Raw genomic sequence first — 18692 nt, forward strand, 5'->3', positions numbered from 1 at the left:
TAAGGAAAGAGTTCCGTGCAGTTTCGTCAGCAGGCCCTTTCCAAACTGCAGTCACCGGAGGAACTCGACCTGCCGGTGCGTTTCGCACGCCCGCAGGGACGACTCGTTCTCTTTGTCACCGTGGTCGTCATGGCCGCCGCCTCTTTCTGGGCCGTGACGGGCTCCGTTTCCTCCACGATCGACGCACCCGGCATCCTCACGCACGCCCAGGGCAGTTACGTCCTGCAGAGCCCGGTCGCGGGCCAGGTCACCGGCGTGCTCGCCAAGGAGGGCGAGAGCCTGGCCGCCGACGCCCCGCTCCTCAAGGTCCGCACCGCGCAGGGCGAGCGGATCGTCCGCGCGATCGCCGCGGGCCGCCTCACCAGCCTCGCCGCCACCATCGGCGCCGTCGTCGCCACCGGCTCGAACGTGGCGAGCGTCGAGCGGACGGGCGGCGCCGACGACCCGTTGACGGTCATGCTGTACGTGCCGGGCGACCGTGCCGCCAGCGTCCCCGTCGGCGCTCCGGTCGACCTCACCGTGCAGTCCGTGCCGGCCGACCGCTACGGAGTGCTGCGCGGCACGGTGGCCGCGGTCGGCAGAACGGCTCAGACCCCGCAGCAGATCGCCGCGTTCCTCGGTGACGGACAGCTCGCCGAGCAGTTCGCGCGGGACGGCAGGCCGGTGGGGGTCGCGGTCCGCCTGGACCGGGCGCCCGGCACGAAGTCCGGCTACCGATGGTCGTCGGCCGACGGCCCGCCCTACGCGGTCGACTCCATGACCCCGGCCACCGGCACCGTCCACCTTGCCGACCGGCGCCCCATCGATTGGCTGCTCCCGTGACCGCACCCCACGCCTCACCCCCCACCCCCCGGCTGCCGGCCGGGCACGGCCGGCGGCGCCCGGCCAACACCCCTTCGGGAGACCGCCGTTCGCGCGCGCGGCAGGCCCCGAAGGCCCGGCCAGCCAAGGTGGTGCGCAGCCCCACGGTCCTCCAGATGGAGGCCCTGGAGTGCGGCGCCGCCTCCCTCGCCATGGTGCTCGCCCACCACGGCCGCCATGTGCCCCTGGAGGAGCTGCGCATCGCCTGCGGCGTCTCGCGCGACGGCTCGCGGGCGAGCAACGTCCTGAAGGCGGCGCGCGGTTACGGGCTCACCGCCAAGGGCATGCAGATGGAGCCGGCCGCCCTCGCCGAAGTCCAGGCACCCGCCATCCTGTTCTGGGAGTTCAACCACTACGTCGTGTACGACGGCACGGGCCGTCGGCTGGGGCGGCGGGGCGTGTACGTCAACGACCCGGACAAGGGCCGCCGTTTCGTCGCGTCGGAGGACTTCGACACGAGCTTCACCGGCGTCGTCCTGGTTCTGGAACCCGGCCCGGACTTCCGGCCCGGCGGCAGGAAGCCCGGTGTCCTCGGTGCGCTGCCCGCCCGGCTGCGCGGCACCACGGGCACGATGCTGGCCGCACTGCTCGCCAGCCTGCTCCTGGTGGCCGTCGGCGCGACGCTCCCCGCGCTGAGCCGCACGTACATCGATATGTTCCTGATAGGTCATCAGACGTCCTTGCTGGGAGTCCTGTTCGCCGCGATGGGCCTGATGGTGGTGCTCACCGTGGTGCTGACCTGGCTCCAGCAGGCCAACCTGCTGCGCGGGCGGATCATCTCCTCCACGCTCACCAGCGCCCGCTTCTTCCGGCATCTGCTGCGGCTGCCGGTCACGTTCTTCGCACAGCGCAGCCCCGCCGACCTCGTGCAGCGGCTGCAGTCCAACGACGCGGTGGCCGAGACACTGGCCCGCGATCTGACGGCGGCGGCCGTGGACGGCGTCGTCGTGCTGCTCTACGCCGTCCTGCTGTGGACCTACGATCCCCAGCTCACCGTCGTCGGGGTGGGCATCGCGCTGCTCAACGTCGTCGCGATGCGCATCGTCGTACGGCTGCGGGCCACCGATACCCAGAAGCTGCGGGCCGACAGCGCCCGGCTCACCAACACCTCGTACACCGGGCTCCAGTTGATCGAGACCATGAAGGCCACCGGCGGCGAGAACGGGTACTTCCGGCGCTGGGCGGGCCAGCACGCGACCACCCTGGAGGTGCAGCAGCGGCTCGGGGTGCCGAGTGCCTGGCTCGGGGTGGTGGCGCCCGCGCTCGCCACCCTCAACAGTGCGCTGATTCTGTGGATCGGCGGGCTGCGGGCGGTGGAGGGGCACCTGTCGATCGGTCTGCTCGTCGCGTTCCAGGCCCTGGTGACGCGCTTCACCGCGCCGGTGACCCGGCTGAACGGGGTGGCAGGCCGGATCCAGGACTTCGCGGCCGATGTCGCCCGGCTCAAGGACGTCGAGAACTTCCCCGTGGACGCGCTGCACAGCCGCCCGGAGCCGCTCGCGAGCACCCGCCGCCTCAAGGGCCATGTGACGCTCGACGACATCACGTTCGGCTACAGCCCGCTCGACAAGCCCCTGCTCACCGGCTTCTCGCTGACCGTCGGGCCGGGTCAGCAGGTGGCTCTGGTCGGTGGCTCGGGAAGCGGCAAGTCGACGGTTTCCAGGCTGATTTCGGGCCTGTACTCCCCCTGGGAGGGCACCATCCGCATCGACGGCCGGCGCCTGGAGGACATCCCGCGCGGGGCGCTCGCCGCCTCCGTCTCCTTCGTCGACCAGGACGTCTTCCTCTTCGAGGGCACGGTGCGGGACAACGTGGCACTGTGGGACCCCTCGATCCCGGACGACGCCGTGGTCCTGGCGTTGCGGGACGCGGAGCTTTACGACGTGGTCGCGCGGCGGCCCGGCGGCATCCACAGCCGGGTCGAGCAGGACGGGCGCAACTTCTCCGGCGGCCAGCGCCAGCGCCTGGAGATCGCGCGGGCGCTGGTGCGCCGTCCCAGCATCCTGGTCCTCGACGAGGTCACCAGTGCCCTGGACGCGGAGACCGAGCACCTCATCATCGACAACCTGCGTCGCCGGGGCTGCGCCTGCGTCGTCATCGCGCACCGGCTGAGCACGGTCCGCGACAGCGACGAGATCGTGGTCCTCGACCACGGCACGGTCGTGGAGCGGGGCCGCCACGAGGATCTCGTCGGCGCAGCCGGGCCGTACGCCCGGCTCGTGAGGGAGCACTGAGATGAGCCCCGTACATCCCCTCGCCCAGCCGGGCACCGCCGGTCAGGACGCCGCGGTCGGCGCGCTCGGCGGCCTGGGGCAGGGCGTCGACTGCACCGGGCTGCGCGGCTTCTCCCTCGAAGGGCCGCAGGTGCTGTGGCTGGTGGTGAGCGGCGCCCTCGACCTGTTCGCGGTGGACGCGGCGGAGCAGGGCCACTGGCACTTCCTCGGCCGGCTCGAACCGGGCACCCTGCTGCTCGGCCCCGTCGAGGGCCCGCAGCACACCCTGGTCGGGCGCCCGCTGCGGGAGTGCGTGCTGCGCCGCATTCCGCTGCGCGAGCTGTACCGGCATCCGCAATCCGGCGGCCCCGAAGGCGGCCACGACGGCGGCCTCAGCCGGTACGACACCGGGGACGCGGCCCTCAGTCTCCTGGAGCACGCCTTCTCGCTCGGCGTCGGGCGGGGCCAACGGGTGTTGTTCGAAGCCCCGTTGGACGGTCGCACCCCGCTGGACGAGTCCGTGGCGGACGACGACATCCTGTGGCTTGCGGTGGCACCGGGCAGCGTGCAGTACGGGGCGGCCTTCAGCGCGGAGGCGGCCGGGGACCTGCTCGTCGACGGTGGCTTGTGGCAGGGCATGGTCAACCAGCAGTACCGGCTGCTCGCCGCGCTCGACCGCTGGATCGAGCGGGTGGAGCGTGCCCACGAGGACCGCGCGGCCGCCGGGATCAAGGCCGGTGAGGCGGTCCGCGAGGAGGCCGACCGGGCGCTGCTCAGCTCCATCGGCCGCCCCGGCAGGGCGAGTTCACGCGCGGCGGCGTCCGACGACTCGACGTACGCCGCCTGCCGCCTGGTCGCGGAGGCGGCCGGGATCACCCTCGGCGACCCGGCCCTCGGCGGCGCGGTCAGCGACCGGATCGACCCGGTCGAGCGGGTCGCCGTCGCCTCGCGCGTCCGCACCCGGCCGGTGCGGCTCGACGGCCGCTGGTGGCGCGAGGACGCCGGGCCGCTCGTCGGCCACCGCACGAGCGGCACCCCGGTCGCCCTGCTGTGGCGGCGCGGCGGCTACGAGGCGGTGCATCCGGTGTCCGGGCGGCGCACCCGGGTGGACGCGGGCAACGCCGAGGAGTTCGAGCGGCGGGCCGTGATGTTCTATCGGCCGCTGCCGGACCGCCCGCTGAGCCGGTGGGGGCTGCTCCGGTTCGGCCTGCGCGGCACCCGCCCCGACGTGCGCAGGCTGCTGCTCGCCGGTCTGGTGACGGTGGGGCTCGGCGCGCTCGTGCCGATCGCGACCGGTCAGGTGCTCGGGGTGTACGTGCCGCGGGCGCAGAACGGCCTCATCGTGCAGGTCTCGCTCGCCGTGATCGTCACCGGCGTGGTGTCGGCGGCGTTCACGCTGCTCCAGAACCTCACTGTGCTGCGCATGGAGGGCCGGATCGAGAGTACCCTTCAACCCGCCGTCTGGGACCGGCTGTTGAGGCTGCCGACCACGTTCTTCGCCGGGCGTTCCACCGGCGAGCTCGCGAGCGCCGCAATGGGCATGAGCGCGATCCGGCGGGTCCTTTCCGGGATCGGCCCGGTCGCGGTGCAGGCGGGCACGGTCGGCGCGATGAACCTGGCTCTGCTGCTGTGCTTCAGCGTGCCGCTGGCGTTGGTCGCGATCGCCCTTCTGGTCGTCATCGCCGCCGTGTTCCTCGCGCTCGGGATGTGGGAGCTGCGCTGGCAGCGCCGCCTCGTGGAGCTGGGCAACAGGCTCAACAACCAGGCGTTCCAGACCCTGCGCGGGCTGCCCAAGCTGCGGGTCGCCGCGGCCGAGAGCTTCGCGTACGGGGCGTGGGCCGGGGAGTTCGCGCGCAGCCGGGAGCTCCAGCAGCGGGCGGGCCGCATCAAGAACCTCACGGCCGTCGTCAACTCGGTCTATCTGCCGCTGTGTTCGCTGCTCCTGTTCGTCCTGCTCGCCGGTCCGGCCCGCGACTCGCTCTCGGCGAGCGCGTTCCTGACCTTCAACACGGCCGTGACGATGCTGCTCACCTCGGTCACCCAGCTGACCGGCGCGTTCATCTCGGCGGCCGCGGTGCTGCCCCTGTTCGAGCAGATCGAGCCGGTGCTCGACGAGGCCCCCGAGGTGCGCGGGACGAGCACCCAGCCCGGTGCGCTCACCGGCGAGATCGAGGCGCGGGACCTGTCGTTCCGCTACGGCGACGACGGGCCGCTCGTCCTGGACGGGGTGTCCCTGAAGGTGGCGCCCGGCGAGTTCGTGGCGATCGTCGGGCCGAGCGGCTGCGGCAAGTCGACCCTGCTGCGGCTGCTCATCGGCTTCGACGACCCGGTCTCGGGCAGCGTCCGCTACGACGGCCAGGACCTGTCGGCCCTGGACCGGGCGGCTGTGCGCCGCCAGTGCGGAGTGGTGCTGCAGAACGCCGCGCCGCTCAGCGGGTCGATCCTGGACTGCATCTGCGGGGCAGAGGTCTTCAGCCAGGAGGAAGTGTGGGAGGCCGCCGCGATGGCGGGCCTGGCCGAGGACATCAAGCGGATGCCGATGGGCCTGCACACGATGATCTCCGGGGGCGGGGCCGTCTCGGGCGGCCAGCGCCAGCGTCTGATGATCGCCCAGGCCCTGGTCCGGCGGCCCCGCGTCCTCTTCTTCGACGAGGCCACCAGCGCTCTCGACAACGAGACCCAGCGCATCGTCATCGAGAGCACCCGTACCCTCGCCGCGACCCGGGTCGTGATCGCCCACCGGCTCTCCACCGTCCTGGACGCGGACCGGGTGATCGTCATGTCGCAGGGCCGCGTGGTCCAGCAGGGCGCGCCCTGCGAACTGCTCGCCGACCCGCACGGGCGCCTGCACGAACTGGTCCGCCGGCAGCTGCGCTGAACGCCCCGCGCGGTGGCATGGTGGAGGGGGAGCACCACTTCACCGGTCCTGGAGAGCGCCATGATCAAGAAGAATGTGCCGTCCCGCCGCCGGCTCCCCGATCCGGCCGAGCGGGCCCGTACCGGCACGGGACGCGCCGCTCCGGGGAGGGTGTGAAAGCCGTGCACAGCCGCTTCGAGCCCGACCGGCAGCTGACCGTTCGCATGCTGGTCACGGTGTTCCTGCTCGGCCTCCTCTACGTGGCGTTCGTCGGGGCCCTGCTCGTCCTGCTCAAGTCGACGCTCGTGGTCGTCGTGGTGGCCGCGGCCGTGCTCGTGTCGCAGTACTGGTTCTCCGACCGGATCGCCCTGTACGCGATGCACGGCCGGGTGGTGACGCGTGAGCAGCAGCCCCAGCTGCACGGCATCGTCGACCGGCTGTGCGCCACCGCGGACATGCCGAGGCCGCAGATCGCCGTCTCGGACACGGACCTGCCCAACGCGTTCGCCACCGGCCGCAACGCCGACCACGCGGTCCTGTGCGTCACCACGGGCCTGATGCGCCGCCTGGAACCCGACGAGCTGGAAGGCGTCCTCGCGCACGAGCTGTCGCACGTGGCCCACCGCGACGTCGCGGTGATCACCGTCGCCTCGTTCCTCGGCGTCATCGCCGGGCTCATCGTCCGCTTCGCGTTCTACTCCCAGCTGTACGGGGGCCGCGGCCGGCGGGACCAGAACACCATGGCCGTGCTCGCGGCCGTCATCACGGTCTCGGCGGTGGTGTACTCGCTGAGCTTCCTCCTCATCCGGGCCCTGTCCCGGTACCGGGAACTGGCCGCCGACCGGGCCGGGGCGCTGCTCACCGGGCATCCGTCCGCCCTCGCCTCGGCCCTGACCAAGCTGGACGGCGACATCGCCCGCATCCCGAGCAAGGACCTGCGGACGGCGAGCGCGTTCAACGCCTTCTACTTCATCCCGGCGCTCGGCGACCACAGCCGCCTGGCCCGGCTCTTCTCCACCCACCCGAGCCTCGAACAGCGGCTCGACGGTTTGGCGAAGATCTCCGCCGAGCTGGGCCGCCCGGCCTGAGCACGTCCGCCGACCCCGACCGAGGACGGAGCGCATGGGCTTCCTGGACATCCTGCTCGGCCGCACCCGGCCCACCGCACCCGACCTGGACCGGCTGTTCGGGCTGCCGTCCGCCGCGGTCACCCTCCGGGCGGCCGCCGGGTTCACGCCGACGGGCCGGGGCTCGGTGTGCTTCACGTCGGTGGAGGGCTCCGCTTTCGCGGGGATGCGTCAGGACATGACGGACCTCCTGAACGCGGACACCGAACGGGCCGCGGATTCGGTGGAGTTCAGCCGTGACGGCTACGGCTATTCGTGGCTGCTGTCCCGGCGGGCCCCCGACGACCTGGCCTCGCTCGTCGGCGATCTGCACGCGGTGAACACGGCGCTGGAGGGCAGCGGCTTCGGGCCCCAACTCCTGTGCTCCCTGGCCGGGTTCGAGCACCCCGACGGTCAGTCGTTCGCCCTGGTGTACCTCTACAAGCGCGGCACCTTCTATCCGTTCGCGCCGCTGGCCGGGGAGAAGCGGGACAACGCGCTGGAGCTGCGCGTCCGGGCGGTCGTCGCGGACGACCTGCGCATCGAGGGCGACCTGTCGCGCTGGTTCCCGGTGTGGGGCGCGCCGGGCCTGTGAGACGGGCATGCCCGAAGGCCGCGATCGGGGGCGCGTTCCCGATGCGGCATGGCGACGCACCCAACAGCGCCTGGTGCGGCGGGAGTTGAACGCCGAGGCGCCGGTGCCCGTACTGGAGGGCGTTCCCGCTCCGCCCCTCCCGCACCCCGAAGGGCCTTCCGTGAGGCACGCACCGAAGCGGCGGGCGGCCCGCTGGGCCGTCTCGCTCGCGGCCGTGAGTACGGTCGTGACCACCGGCGCGGCGCTGCCCGCGAAGGGGCCAGAGCCGATCGTCGCCGCGGTGGACGACTGTGCGCGGGGCGGCGTGGACGTCACCGCGCGCAACGGGGGCGACGCCCCGTTCACCTTCCAACTGGCCGGTGTGTCGGCCTCCGTCGCGCCCGGCGGCTCGCGGACCGTCCTGGTGCCGGTCGCCGACCGGCAGAGCTACCGGTTCACCGTCCTCGGTCCCGGCGGCTTCCGCCAGGACGTCGCCGGGGTGCTGGACTGCGCCTCGCCCGCCCCGGCACCCACGGCCGGTGCGGGCCGGGCGGCGGGCGCCGATCGGGCGCCCGTCGTCCGGCCCGCCGCCCCCGCGCCCCGCGAGAGCGGCGCGGTGGCGGGCGGCCGGCGTCTCGCCTTCGCCGGGGTCACCGACCTGGACGCGCTGATCACGGGGACGGTCCTGGTGCTGCTCGGCGCGATGCTCCTCGTGGTGCGCCGGCTCGCGTGGTGAGCCGGCCCACCGGACAGCGGGGCCGCTGCGGATCAGAAGTCGGCCTGGGCCCTGACGTCGGCGCGCCCGACGGATTCCAGACCGTACATCGAGCAGTACAGCCTGCGGATGTACTCGATGTCGGGGTTGTGCCTGCGGGCCTCGCCGGCCGGATAGAGCACCGTCAGCTCGTAGGAGATCTCCTTGTTGATGCTGCCGGTCTTGTCCCGCCACTGTCCTCGGCCCTGCTGGATGGTCAGGCCGGAGGGGAAGCGCGGGGTGATCACGTCGGCGACGAACTTCATGAACTGATCGTCTGTTATGGGTGGCTCGCCGTTGTGGCGGCCTGTGCCGAAGTAGAGATGGGTCGCCAGGTAGGGGCTTCCCGTGGTGGTGGCGGCCCCTGACGTCTCCGCCTGCGTGACGGTCCTGCCGTAGGCGATCTCGGAGACCTGTCCTCCGGTGGTGAAGAGGAGAGCGACCGCCACGAGAGCGGCGGCCGCGGGCGTGGACACCCTGATGTGCAGCATGTGATCCCTGTCTGTCGGGTTCTGGTGGGGATGGTGAGGTGGTGCTGTCCTGCCGGCCCTAGCGGGCGGGGCAGTCCTGGCCGCCCGGGTGCGGGGGCACGGACTCCAGCAGGAAGGCCGCCGCGGCCCGCAGGTTCGCGGGCGCCTTCGCGCAGGTGCGCAGACGGACGGCGGTCCGGGCGAGGGTCTCGGTGGTCCGTACGGAACCGATGCTCCCGGCGCGCGGGGCGAGTTCCGCGATGAGCTCCTCGGCATCGCGCCAGGCACGGGCGCCGGTCAGCGCCGCGAGTAACTCCGCGGTGAACAGATGGCGGTAGGACGGCCCGGGGGCGGTGGCGGCCTCGTGGAGGAGCGGGATCGCCCGGTCCCAGTCGCCGAGGCGGGCCAGGACCCAGCCGTGATGGCCGATGAGCTCGGCCCGGTCTATCCACCACGCCCACGGCGGGTCCTGGGGCGAGGCGCCGTCGAGGAACCGGCTCCGGGCGCGCGCGATGAGGCGGTCCGCCTCCCGGGGCCGGTCCAGGAGGGCCTCCGCGTGCGCCCGGCGGACGAGGACGAGGGTGGCGACCAGCGTGGGCAGGGGGCGGGGCCCCGCTACGCGGGCCGCGGAGTCCAGGGCGGCCCGGGGGCGCCCGGCCCGGGTGTGCAGCATGCTGTCGTTCAGCAGCACCAAGCGGGCGGTGGCACGGTCGCCGGAGAGCTCCGCGAGGGCCAGGGCCCGGGTGTTCATGCGGTGGGCCGGGCCGTCCAGGCCCGCGTCGAAGAGGATCCAGCCGATCACTTCGCAGAGTTCGGCGAGCGCCGCGAGCGCCTCGGCGTCCCGGTCGTGCAGGGAGCCGGGGGCGGCCGCCAGTTCGGGGATGTTCCGCAGGAGGTCGCGCACGGCGGGCAGGGCCGCCGTCGCCCCGTGGGCCGCGTCCAGGGCCACCAGGTGCTCGACTGCCGTCAGGGCGAGGGGAGTCAGGGCGCCGGATGCCGTGGGGCGGGGACGGGGCGGCCCGGTCATGACGGGATTCTGTCGGGCGCGCGCACCGCCCGGCCCTGGGTGAGGGCGGTGAAGGCCGACGCCACCTGGGTCAGCCATTCCACCTCGTCACGGAAGTCGTCGTACGGCGGCCGGGCGGGGATCTCGGCGGCGTCGGCCTCTTCGTCCCGCTCGTCGGCCGGGCGGTTCAGGACGGCCCGCACTTGGAGTGCCTCGCCGAGCGGCGAGGTGGGGTCCTCGGGGAGGCCGAGCGAGCGGGCCACGCGGGAGAAGTCGGCGAGCGAGAGCGAGGTGCGCAGCATCAGTTGGCCGTCGCGTATCTCGATGACCCGCCGGTAGAGGCTGTAGTGCGGATCGCGCGGCGGGATCAGATCGCGCGCCCAGGAGCGGGGCGGGTCGAGCGCGATGTCCGGCGAGGCCTGGCAGAGCGCCCACCACAGCGGGCGCAGCCGGAGGTAGGAGCGGTAGCTGCGCAGCCAGCCCCCGGCGCGGGTGAGGTGAATGCCCCAGGACGGGATCGTCCAGCCGGTGATCTGGAGCAGGGCGCCGACGGTGCCGCACGACCACTGGATGGGGTCGAGCGCCGAGGCGTCGAAGTGCAGTTGGGTGCCGGCGATCTGGATGCTGCGGGTGACGCAGTAGACCAGGATCAGGCTGGCACCGACGGTGACCGTGCGCATGCCGACCTTGAGCCACTGCCGGTTGGCCATTTTGGTGAAGCGCAGCGACAGGCGGACCGTCTCGAACTGCCCGATGCCGCAGATGACGAGGTAGAACGACATGTACAGCGCGTACCGGGCGTCCTGGATGCTGAGCAGGATCGTGGAGGTGGCCGTCTTGGCGCTGGCGACCGGGCTGACGGCGAGGGAGGCCACGATCAGGACGCACAGCGCGGCCCCGAAGAAGAGCACCCGGCGCCGGGCCCGGCTGCGGGCCTCCTCGGGCGGGGACGACCAGTACACGAGCACGACCTGCTGGGCCGCGGTGAGGACGACGACGGCCACCTGGACGATCAGCGAGGTGATGTTGGGCAGCCCGAAGAGGTTGGAGATGTGCACCCGCAGGGCGTCCAGGTCGACCAGGAAGCTGATGCCGGAGCAGAGGAAGTAGACGCACAGCGCCCACAGCGCGACGTCGTGCTTCCGGCGCAGCAGGTCGGGCAGGCGGTAGCCGAAGGCCGCGATGCCGCCGAGCGCGCAGACCCAGGTGAGGACCCCGTTGACCGCGTTCACGACGGGTCCGCGTGGCCGACGCCGTTCTCGATGCGGGCGACGATCTCGGCTGCCTCTGCCGGGACGCCCCAAGCCGGCTCCAGCCAGCGCTTGGTGGCGCGGGCGAGGATCAGCGAGGCCATCGTCTCGGCCTCCTGCTCCTCGTCGTCGCTGTAGCGGGAACGCATCAACATGCTCTGCACCACCGCCGGTTCGACATCCGTGAACAACTGACTCGTATCACTGTGATCGAATTCCACGGAACCCCGGTGCGCGAAGGCGATATGGGAGAGTTCATGGGCGATGATGTGTTCTTTGTGTGACGCGGAGGCGGCCTTCTCGTAAGCGATGATGTCGAAATCGTCGAGTTTCAGCCACAGCCCGAAGAGATGTCGTTCCGGGAAGGGCATAGGAATCAGATGGATCGGCCGCCGGTTCTGTGCACTGAGATAGCCGTGCAGTTCATCAATGCCGCAGCCGTGCTCCATGCCCCAGTCCGCGAGCAGCGCCTCACAGGTTTGACGAACCTTTTTGAGACGGCGCCTGAGCCGACGGTCCTCCGGCGACGGTAACGCAGAGCCAGACACCTTCATCCTTAGCCTTCCACGCCTTCCACGCTGGAGAAGCAGGCTGTCGCAATGCCGATTCAACTGATTCCCGGGATTCGGGCCGGTGACCCCGGGCGGACAACGCGGCCATGATGCCACACCCTCAACTCACCCACTGTTGATGTGGCTTTCACGTACTCAGCCGAGAAAACTCAGCCGCACCTGACGGTTCGGATTGTCCTTGTTCGTGTCCACCAGGCACACCGACTGCCAGGTTCCGAGCGCGAGCCGGCCGTCGACGACGGGCAGCGTGGCGTGCGGCGGCACCAGCGCGGGCAGGACGTGGTCGCGACCGTGGCCGGGGCTGCCGTGCCGGTGCTGCCAGCGGTCGTCGGCGGGGAGCAGGGTGTGCAGGGCCGCGAGCAGGTCGTCGTCGCTGCCCGCGCCGGTCTCCAGGACGGCGATCCCCGCGGTGGCGTGCGGCACGAAGACGTGGAGCAGGCCCTCGCGGCCCGCGGCGCGCTGCCGCAGGAACTCCTCGCAGTCCCCGGTCAGATCGGTGACCGTCTCGCGGGAGCCGGTCGTGAGGTTCAGGACATGAGTGGTGAAGGTGTCGGACATGCCTCCCATCTTCCCGCCGACCCTCCGGGTACACGCGGCAGCCGCACCGATGAAGTGCCCAACGGGCAAGATCGGTCGTCCGAGGGGCGAGACGGCGTTGACCTCGTCCGGAACGGGTCGCTACGTTCACGCCATGTTGCGTACAGCACTGCTCACCACGCGCGGTCACATCGACCTGCTGCGGGTGGCGTCCGCCGCTTGTTGTTGTCGCGGCTGCTGACGTCCTCTTCCGCCCCTGCGGCGCCCGACGGCCCCTTCCCCGGCCGGTCGTGGTTCTGACGTCCTTCCCAGCACCCTCGTACGCCTCCTTCTCCGCCTGAGCCCCACTGGCCGCCCGCCGACGCGTGCGGCCGGCCGGCCGCGCCCCGCACCACCGCCCCGCACGGCCCCGCTTCGGCGTGGGCCCGCGCCGTGGTGCGGCGGCCGACGCCGCCCGGGGCCCCGGGTCCCCTCTTCTTCCGACCATGGAGCCCCCATGACCGTCGACCATGCCCCACCAGACATATCCGTCCCGTCCGAAAAAGCCGCGCCACCCGCCGGACCCGCCCTCGAACCGGTCCTTCCCGCCGCCTCCCGGCGCGGCCCGCTGCGCTCGGTGCCGCGCTGGCTGCGCCGCACCGTCGGACCGGTGACCCTGCTCGTGCTGTGGCAAGTCCTCAGCGCCACCGGGGTGTTGAGCCCCGACACGCTCGCCTCGCCCGGCACCGTGGCCCGCGCGGGAGCCGATCTGATCTCGGACGGCACCCTGCCGTCGGCGATGGCCATCTCGCTCCAGCGGGTCGCCGTCGGCCTGCTCATCGGCGGCGTGGCCGGAATCGCACTGGCCCTGGTGTCCGGGCTCTCCCGGCTCGGCGAGGACCTGATCGACGCAACCGTGCAGATGCTGCGCACCGTGCCGTGGGTCGGCCTCATCCCCCTGTTCATCATCTGGCTCGGCATCGGCGAGGCGCCGAAGGTCGCCCTGATCGCACTCGGCGTGGCCTTCCACCTCTACTTGAACGTGTACGCCGGCATCCGCGGCGTGGACGCCCAACTCGTCGAAGCAGGACAGGCGTTGGGGCTCGGCCGCTGGGGTCTGGTGCGCCACGTCGTCCTGCCGGGCGCGCTGCCCGGCGCGATGACGGGCCTGCGCTACTCGCTCGCCACCGCCTGGCTGGCCCTGGTGTTCGGTGAGTCGATCAACGCGGACGCCGGCATCGGATTCCTGATGAACCAGGCCCGCGAGTTCTTCCGCACCGATGTGATCGTCGTCTGCCTGGTGGTGTACGCCTTCCTCGGCCTGCTCGCCGACGCCGTCGTCCGCACTCTCGAAAGGCTGCTCCTGCAATGGCGACCGACCTTCACCGGCCAGTGACCACCGAGGCCACCGCCACCGAGGCCGTACGGGTCGCGGGCCTGACCCGCGCCTTCGACGGGCGCCCGGTCATCGACGGGCTCGATCTCACCCTGCGGGCAGGGGAGTTCACCGCGCTGCTCGGGCGCAGCGGCTGCGGCAAGTCCACCCTGCTCCGGGTGCTCGCCGGGCTCGACCGGGAGATCGAAGGCACGGTCCTCGTGCCCAAGCGGCGGGCCGTCGCCTTCCAGGCGCCCCGGCTGATGCCGTGGAAGCGGGTGTGGCGCAACGTCCTGCTCGGGCTGCCGGGCAAGCCCGAACGGGCCGTCGCGGAGAGCGCGTTGGAGGAGGTGGGGCTCGGCCATCGGTCGGGCGCCTGGCCCAAGACGCTGTCCGGCGGTGAGGCCCAGCGCGCCTCCCTCGCCCGGGCCCTGGTGCGCGAGCCCGATCTGCTGCTGCTCGACGAACCGTTCGGCGCCCTCGACGCGCTGACCCGGATCAAGGCACAGCACCTCGTCGCCGAGCTGTGGCAGCGGCGCGGCTGCGCGGTACTGCTCGTCACGCACGACGTGGACGAGGCGCTGCTGCTCGCCGACCGCGTGCTGGTCATGCGGGACGGCGCCATCGCCCACGACACGTCCGTCCCGCTGGACCGGCCCCGCTCGGTCGGCACTCCCGGCTTCGCGGCGCTGCGCTCCCGCCTCCTGGGCGAACTGGGCGTGGAGCAGCCCGCCGCCGCTCCTGCCTCTGCCTCTGCCTCTGCCTCTGCCTCCTGATCGCAGCACCGGAATCCACCCGCCGAACACCGGCGACCTCCGCACACGCCGCGCACACCGCACCCCTGCGAACACCGCGAAGGAAAGAACGTACTCATGCGACGCCACACCCTGCCCGTCCTGCTGCTCCTGCCGCTCACCGTGCTCCTGGCCGCGTGCGGCGGGAACTCGGCCGCCGACTCCAAGACCGGGTCCGGCTCGGGCTCCGGCTCGGTCACGCTCAACGTCGGTGACCAGAAAGGCGGTTCGGAGGCCATCTTGAAGGCGGCCGGTGAGCTCGACCACCTCGACTACAAGATCAAGTGGTCCACCTTCACCTCCGGTCCCCCGCTGCTCGAAGCGGTCAACGCCAAGGCCGTCGACATCGGCGCGGTCGGCAACACTCCCCCGGTGTTCGCCGCGGGCGCCAACTCCAAGATCAAGGTCGTGGCGGCAAGTCACGGCTCGTCCGCGGGCGAGGCGATCCTCGTTCCCTACGACTCGCCGCTGAAGAAGCCGTCCGATCTGCGCGGCAAGTCGATCGCCGTGGCCCAGGGCAGCTCCGCCCACTACCAGTTGCTCGCCTCGCTCAAGAACGCCGGGCTCGGCATCGGCGACGTCAAGCTCAACTACCTCCAGCCGGCCGACGCACTGGCCGCCTTCAACCGCGGCAAGGTCGACGCCTGGGCGGTGTGGGACCCCTACACCTCGCAGGTCCTCGGCTCGAAGAAGGGGCGCGTCCTGACCACCGGCGAGGGCCAGGTCAACGGCCTCAGCTTCCAGGTCGCCGCACCCGACGCGCTGGGCGACCCGGTCAAGGCGAAGGCGATCGGGGACTACCTCCAGCGCCTCAACCGCGCCCAGGACTGGGTGTTCAAGCACCCGGAGGCCTGGGCGAAGGTCTGGGCGAAGGAGACCGGGCTGCCCTATTCGGTGGCGCTCGACTCGGTGAAGCGCAGCAACGGCACCCGGGTCCCGGTCGCCGTGGACGCCGCCGCCATCACCTCCGAGCAGCAGATCGCCGACACCTTCGCCCAACTCAAGCTGATCCCGCGACGCTTCACGTTCAAGGACTACGTCGACACCCGCTTCAACGGCTCCCTGCCCGCCTCCACCACCGCACCCCGCTCGTACGGAAAGGCCTCCTCCTGATGACCGTCCATCTGCACTGGTTCCTGCCCACCGGCGGTGACGGCCGGACCCTGGTCGACCGGCACGCCTACACCGACGGCGGCATCAAGCGCTCGCGCATCACCCCGGTGACCGGGGTGCGGGCGCCCGACATCGAGTACCTGATCCAGATAGCCAAGGCAGCCGAGCAGTTGGGCTTCGAGGCGGTCCTCACGCCGACGGGCACCTGGTGCGAGGACGCCTGGCTGACGACGGTCGCGCTCGCCCAGCACACCGAGCGGCTGAAGTTCCTGGTCGCCTTCCGGCCCGGCGTCATCTCCCCCACGCTCGCGGCCCAGATGGCGGCGACGTACCAGCGCATCACCCGCGGCCGGCTGCTGCTCAACGTGGTGACCGGCGGCGACTCGACCGAGCAGCGGCGCTTCGGCGACCACCTCGACCACGACCGGCGCTACGCACGGACCTCGGAGTTCCTGTCCGTGGTCCGCGGAGTGTGGAGCGGGCTGCCGTACGACTTCCACGGCGAGCACTACCAGGTGGAGGGCGGTCTCACCGCGCTGCCGCCGGACCCGCGGCCGGAGATCTTCTTCGGCGGCTCCTCGCCCGCCGCCGGGCCGGTGGCCGCCGATCACGCCGATGTGTATCTGACCTGGGGCGAGCCGCCCGCCCAGGTGAAGCAGAAGATCGACTGGATCCGGGGCCTCGCGGAGGAGCGCGGGCGCACGGTGCGGTTCGGCATCCGGCTGCACACCATCTCCCGGGACTCCTCGCGCGAGGCGTGGGCCACGGCCGACCGGCTGCTCGGCGACCTCGACGCGGAGACGATCGCGGCGGCCCAGCAGGCGCTCGGCAAGAGCGAGTCGGTGGGCCAGCAGCGGATGCTCGCCCTGCACAACGGCTCGCGGGACGGCCTGGAGATCTCGCCGAACCTGTGGGCGGGCGTGGGTCTGGTGCGGGGCGGGGCGGGCACGGCACTCGTCGGCAGTCACGCGGAGGTGGCCGACCGGATCGAGGAGTACCACGACCTCGGGGTCGAGCACTTCGTCCTGTCCGGCTATCCGCACCTGGAGGAGGCGTACTGGTTCGGCGAGGGCGTGACGCCGGACCTCGCCGCGCGGGGACTGCTTCCGACCGTCCCGGCCTCCCCGCTGCTGGGGGTGCCCGCGGTCAACGGGCGGCCCGCTTCCGCGCCCGGCGGCGCCCCCCTGCTCGTGGGCGGCGGCCGCTGAGCGGACCCGGGAAGATCCCCGCACCCCGCATGGTTGGTAGAACCGTGAACGACTTCGGGGTGCGAGACGTGGACGTGGTGGTCATAGGCGCCGGGCAGGCGGGTCTGTCCGGCGCCTACCACCTGCGGCGGGCGGGCCTGGAGCCCGGCCGCGACTTCGTGGTGCTCGACCACGCGCCACGGCCGGGCGGCGCCTGGCAGTTCCGCTGGCCCTCGCTCACCTACGGCAAGGTGCACGGGATGCACGCCCTGCCGGGGATGGAACTGACGGGCGCCGACGCCGATCGCCCGTCCGCGGAGGTCATCGGCGCGTACTTCGCCGCGTACGAGGACGCCTTCGGCCTGCGGGTGCACCGGCCCGTCGACGTGCGTGCCGTACGGGAGGGCGATGCCGGCCGGCTGCTCGTCGAGACGTCGGAGGGCGACTACGCCACCCGCGCCCTGATCAACGCCACCGGCACCTGGGACCGGCCGTTCTGGCCGCGCTATCCGGGTCAAGAGACCTTCCGCGGGCGGCAGTTGCACACCGTGGACTATCCGGGCCCCGGGGAGTTCACCGGGCAGCGGGTGATCGTGGTGGGCGGCGGCGCCTCGGGCACCCAGCACCTGATGGAGATCGCCGAGGTCGCGGCGGACACGACCTGGGTGACGCGCCGGCCGCCGGTCTTCCGCGAGGGCCCCTTCGACGAGGACGCCGGGCGCGAGGCCGTCGCGATGGTCGAGGAGCGGGTGCGGCTCGGGCTGCCGCCGAGGAGCGTGGTCTCGGTGACGGGACTGCCGTTGAACGACGCGGTCCGGGCGGCGCGCGCCCGGGGCGTCCTGGACCGGCTGCCGATGTTCGACCGGATCACCGAGCGCGGGGTGGTCTGGAACGACGGGCGGAGCGTCGAGGCCGACGTCATCCTGTGGGCCACCGGGTTCCGCCCGGTCATCGATCACCTGGCCCCGCTGCGGCTGCGCGAGCCGGGCGGCGGCATCCGGATCGAGGGCACGCGGGCGGTGAAGGACGAGCGCGTCCACCTGGTCGGCTACGGCCCCTCGGCGTCGACGATCGGCGCGAACCGGGCCGGCCGGTCGGCGGTCCGGGAGATCGAGCGGCTGCTCGAACGCGGGGCGAGCCCCGAGCCGCGCCCCACGCTCAGCCCGCGCCGGCTGTCGACTTCTTCTGATTCTCGTTGAACTCCCTTACGTTCAAACGCTGTTGGGCATAGCTGTCGGTGAACCGGGTGTCTCCGGGGGCCACCGTCACGAAGTACAGCCAGTTGCCCGGGGTGGGGTTGATGGCTGCCTCGACGGCCTCCTGGCCGGGGTTGGCGATGGGGGTGGGCGGCAGGCCCTTGTGCTCGTAGGTGTTGTACGGGCTGTCGGTCCTGGTGTCGCCCGTGGTGGTGGCAAGGGTGGAGCGGTTGAGCGCGTAGTTGAGCGTCGAGTCCATCTGGAGCGGCATGCCGTGGGCCAGCCGGTTGCGGATGACCCGGGACACCTTGCCCATGTCGGCCGTGGTGTCCGCCTCGGCCTGCACGATTCCGGCGATGGTCACGATCTGATAGACCGTCAGCGCTCCGCGCCGGGCGCCCGCGGTGATCCGGTCCTGCCCGAAGCGCTTGTTGGCGGTCTCGACCATGTAGGCGAGCAGGCCGGCCGGAGTCGTGTCGTCCGTGACCGGATAGGTCGCCGGGAACAGATAGCCCTCGGGATTGCCCTTGGCCTCCGCCGGAAGCTTGAGGTCGGCGCCCGCCACGGCCTGCTTGGTGGTGCCGGGCGGCACTTCGAGGCGCTTGTCGACGGCCGCGTACACCTGGCTCGCCCGCCAGCCCTCGGGCACCAGGAGGGTGCGGGCCGGGGCGCCGGTCTCGCGCAGCACCAGGACGAGCACCACGGCGATCACCAGGAGCAGCGCGAACAGCAGCAGAAGCAGCCGACCGCGGCGGGTCGGTCGGGGGCGTCGTCGGTAAGCGGTCTCGCTCATGGCGGCACGCTACCCCCACAGATCGGACAAACAGGACATCCGACAGGCGCCGACA

18 protein-coding genes are annotated in these 18692 nt (G+C 72.1%); 12 read left to right on the forward strand and 6 right to left on the reverse strand.

The features are described 5' to 3' along the window. Window positions 1-15 precede the first annotated feature (15 nt). The 6 genes from IE267_RS23335 to IE267_RS23360 all read left to right on the forward strand — a co-directional run bounded on the left by IE267_RS23335 (window position 16) and on the right by IE267_RS23360 (window position 8347). The gene (locus tag IE267_RS23335) at window positions 16-822 is read left to right on the forward strand and encodes an HlyD family efflux transporter periplasmic adaptor subunit (protein ID WP_167155472.1); all 807 of its coding nucleotides are present in this window, start codon (window positions 16-18) and stop codon (window positions 820-822) included. Then, complete coding sequence (locus tag IE267_RS23340; protein ID WP_189764565.1) at window positions 819-3095, forward strand: NHLP family bacteriocin export ABC transporter peptidase/permease/ATPase subunit; 2277 nt, start codon at window positions 819-821, stop codon at window positions 3093-3095. The genes IE267_RS23335 and IE267_RS23340 overlap by 4 nt, the downstream gene beginning before the upstream one ends. Before the next feature lies 1 nt (window position 3096). Beyond that, window positions 3097-5952, forward strand: coding sequence for an NHLP bacteriocin export ABC transporter permease/ATPase subunit (locus tag IE267_RS23345; protein WP_189764566.1), 2856 nt, complete (start codon window positions 3097-3099; stop codon window positions 5950-5952). 161 nt (window positions 5953-6113) lie between these two features. Further along, on the forward strand, window positions 6114-7019 hold the full coding sequence (gene htpX, locus IE267_RS23350; RefSeq protein ID WP_189764567.1) for a zinc metalloprotease HtpX: 906 nt from the start codon (window positions 6114-6116) through the stop codon (window positions 7017-7019). Between the two features lie 34 nt (window positions 7020-7053). Then, complete coding sequence (pspAB, locus tag IE267_RS23355) at window positions 7054-7632, forward strand: PspA-associated protein PspAB (RefSeq protein WP_167155459.1); 579 nt, start codon at window positions 7054-7056, stop codon at window positions 7630-7632. 160 nt (window positions 7633-7792) lie between these two features. Further along, on the forward strand, window positions 7793-8347 hold the full coding sequence (locus IE267_RS23360) for a phospholipase domain-containing protein (RefSeq protein WP_167155456.1): 555 nt from the start codon (window positions 7793-7795) through the stop codon (window positions 8345-8347). Window positions 8348-8379: 32 nt separating this feature from the next. Here the strand turns inward: IE267_RS23360 and IE267_RS23365 are convergent, their stop codons facing one another. The 5 genes from IE267_RS23365 to IE267_RS23385 form a co-directional block, all read right to left on the reverse strand. Further along, window positions 8380-8856 (reverse strand): DUF3574 domain-containing protein, encoded by a 477-nt coding sequence (locus IE267_RS23365; protein WP_189764568.1) that lies wholly within the window; start codon window positions 8854-8856, stop codon window positions 8380-8382. 58 nt (window positions 8857-8914) lie between these two features. Next, complete coding sequence (locus IE267_RS23370; protein ID WP_167155449.1) at window positions 8915-9862, reverse strand: NsdA family TPR-like regulatory protein; 948 nt, start codon at window positions 9860-9862, stop codon at window positions 8915-8917. Further along, entirely contained in the window at window positions 9859-11073 is a 1215-nt protein-coding gene (locus tag IE267_RS23375; RefSeq protein ID WP_167155446.1) for an MAB_1171c family putative transporter, read from the reverse strand. Before IE267_RS23375 ends, IE267_RS23370 begins: the two co-directional genes overlap by 4 nt. Next, a complete protein-coding gene (locus IE267_RS23380; RefSeq protein ID WP_161247001.1) occupies window positions 11070-11645 on the reverse strand; it encodes a hypothetical protein in 576 nt (191 codons plus the stop codon). Before IE267_RS23380 ends, IE267_RS23375 begins: the two co-directional genes overlap by 4 nt. 153 nt (window positions 11646-11798) lie before the next feature. Next, complete coding sequence (locus IE267_RS23385; RefSeq protein ID WP_167155440.1) at window positions 11799-12221, reverse strand: secondary thiamine-phosphate synthase enzyme YjbQ; 423 nt, start codon at window positions 12219-12221, stop codon at window positions 11799-11801. A 133-nt stretch (window positions 12222-12354) separates the two neighbouring features. On the opposite strand from IE267_RS23385, the gene IE267_RS40465 reads away from it, so the two are divergent. From IE267_RS40465 to IE267_RS23410, 6 genes are all read left to right on the forward strand, one after another. Next, the gene (locus tag IE267_RS40465; protein ID WP_364130558.1) at window positions 12355-12441 is read left to right on the forward strand and encodes a hypothetical protein; all 87 of its coding nucleotides are present in this window, start codon (window positions 12355-12357) and stop codon (window positions 12439-12441) included. 255 nt (window positions 12442-12696) lie between these two features. Then, complete coding sequence (locus IE267_RS23390) at window positions 12697-13575, forward strand: ABC transporter permease (protein WP_167155437.1); 879 nt, start codon at window positions 12697-12699, stop codon at window positions 13573-13575. Beyond that, the gene (locus IE267_RS23395) at window positions 13548-14330 is read left to right on the forward strand and encodes an ABC transporter ATP-binding protein (protein ID WP_189764569.1); all 783 of its coding nucleotides are present in this window, start codon (window positions 13548-13550) and stop codon (window positions 14328-14330) included. The genes IE267_RS23390 and IE267_RS23395 overlap by 28 nt, the downstream gene beginning before the upstream one ends. 96 nt (window positions 14331-14426) lie before the next feature. Further along, the gene (locus IE267_RS23400) at window positions 14427-15461 is read left to right on the forward strand and encodes an ABC transporter substrate-binding protein (protein ID WP_189764570.1); all 1035 of its coding nucleotides are present in this window, start codon (window positions 14427-14429) and stop codon (window positions 15459-15461) included. Beyond that, entirely contained in the window at window positions 15461-16669 is a 1209-nt protein-coding gene (locus IE267_RS23405) for an LLM class flavin-dependent oxidoreductase (protein ID WP_167155428.1), read from the forward strand. The genes IE267_RS23400 and IE267_RS23405 overlap by 1 nt, the downstream gene beginning before the upstream one ends. Window positions 16670-16698: 29 nt before the next feature. After that, entirely contained in the window at window positions 16699-17847 is a 1149-nt protein-coding gene (locus IE267_RS23410; RefSeq protein ID WP_229861387.1) for an NAD(P)-binding domain-containing protein, read from the forward strand. On the opposite strand, the gene mltG is transcribed toward IE267_RS23410, so the two are convergent. Beyond that, the gene (gene mltG, locus IE267_RS23415) at window positions 17807-18637 is read right to left on the reverse strand and encodes an endolytic transglycosylase MltG (RefSeq protein ID WP_167155425.1); all 831 of its coding nucleotides are present in this window, start codon (window positions 18635-18637) and stop codon (window positions 17807-17809) included. The genes IE267_RS23410 and mltG overlap by 41 nt on opposite strands. Between the last annotated feature and the right edge of the window lie 55 nt (window positions 18638-18692).

This window comes from Streptomyces xanthochromogenes, from assembly GCF_014650455.1.
In the GTDB taxonomy this organism is placed as follows: Bacteria; Actinomycetota; Actinomycetes; order Streptomycetales; family Streptomycetaceae; genus Streptomyces; species Streptomyces xanthochromogenes.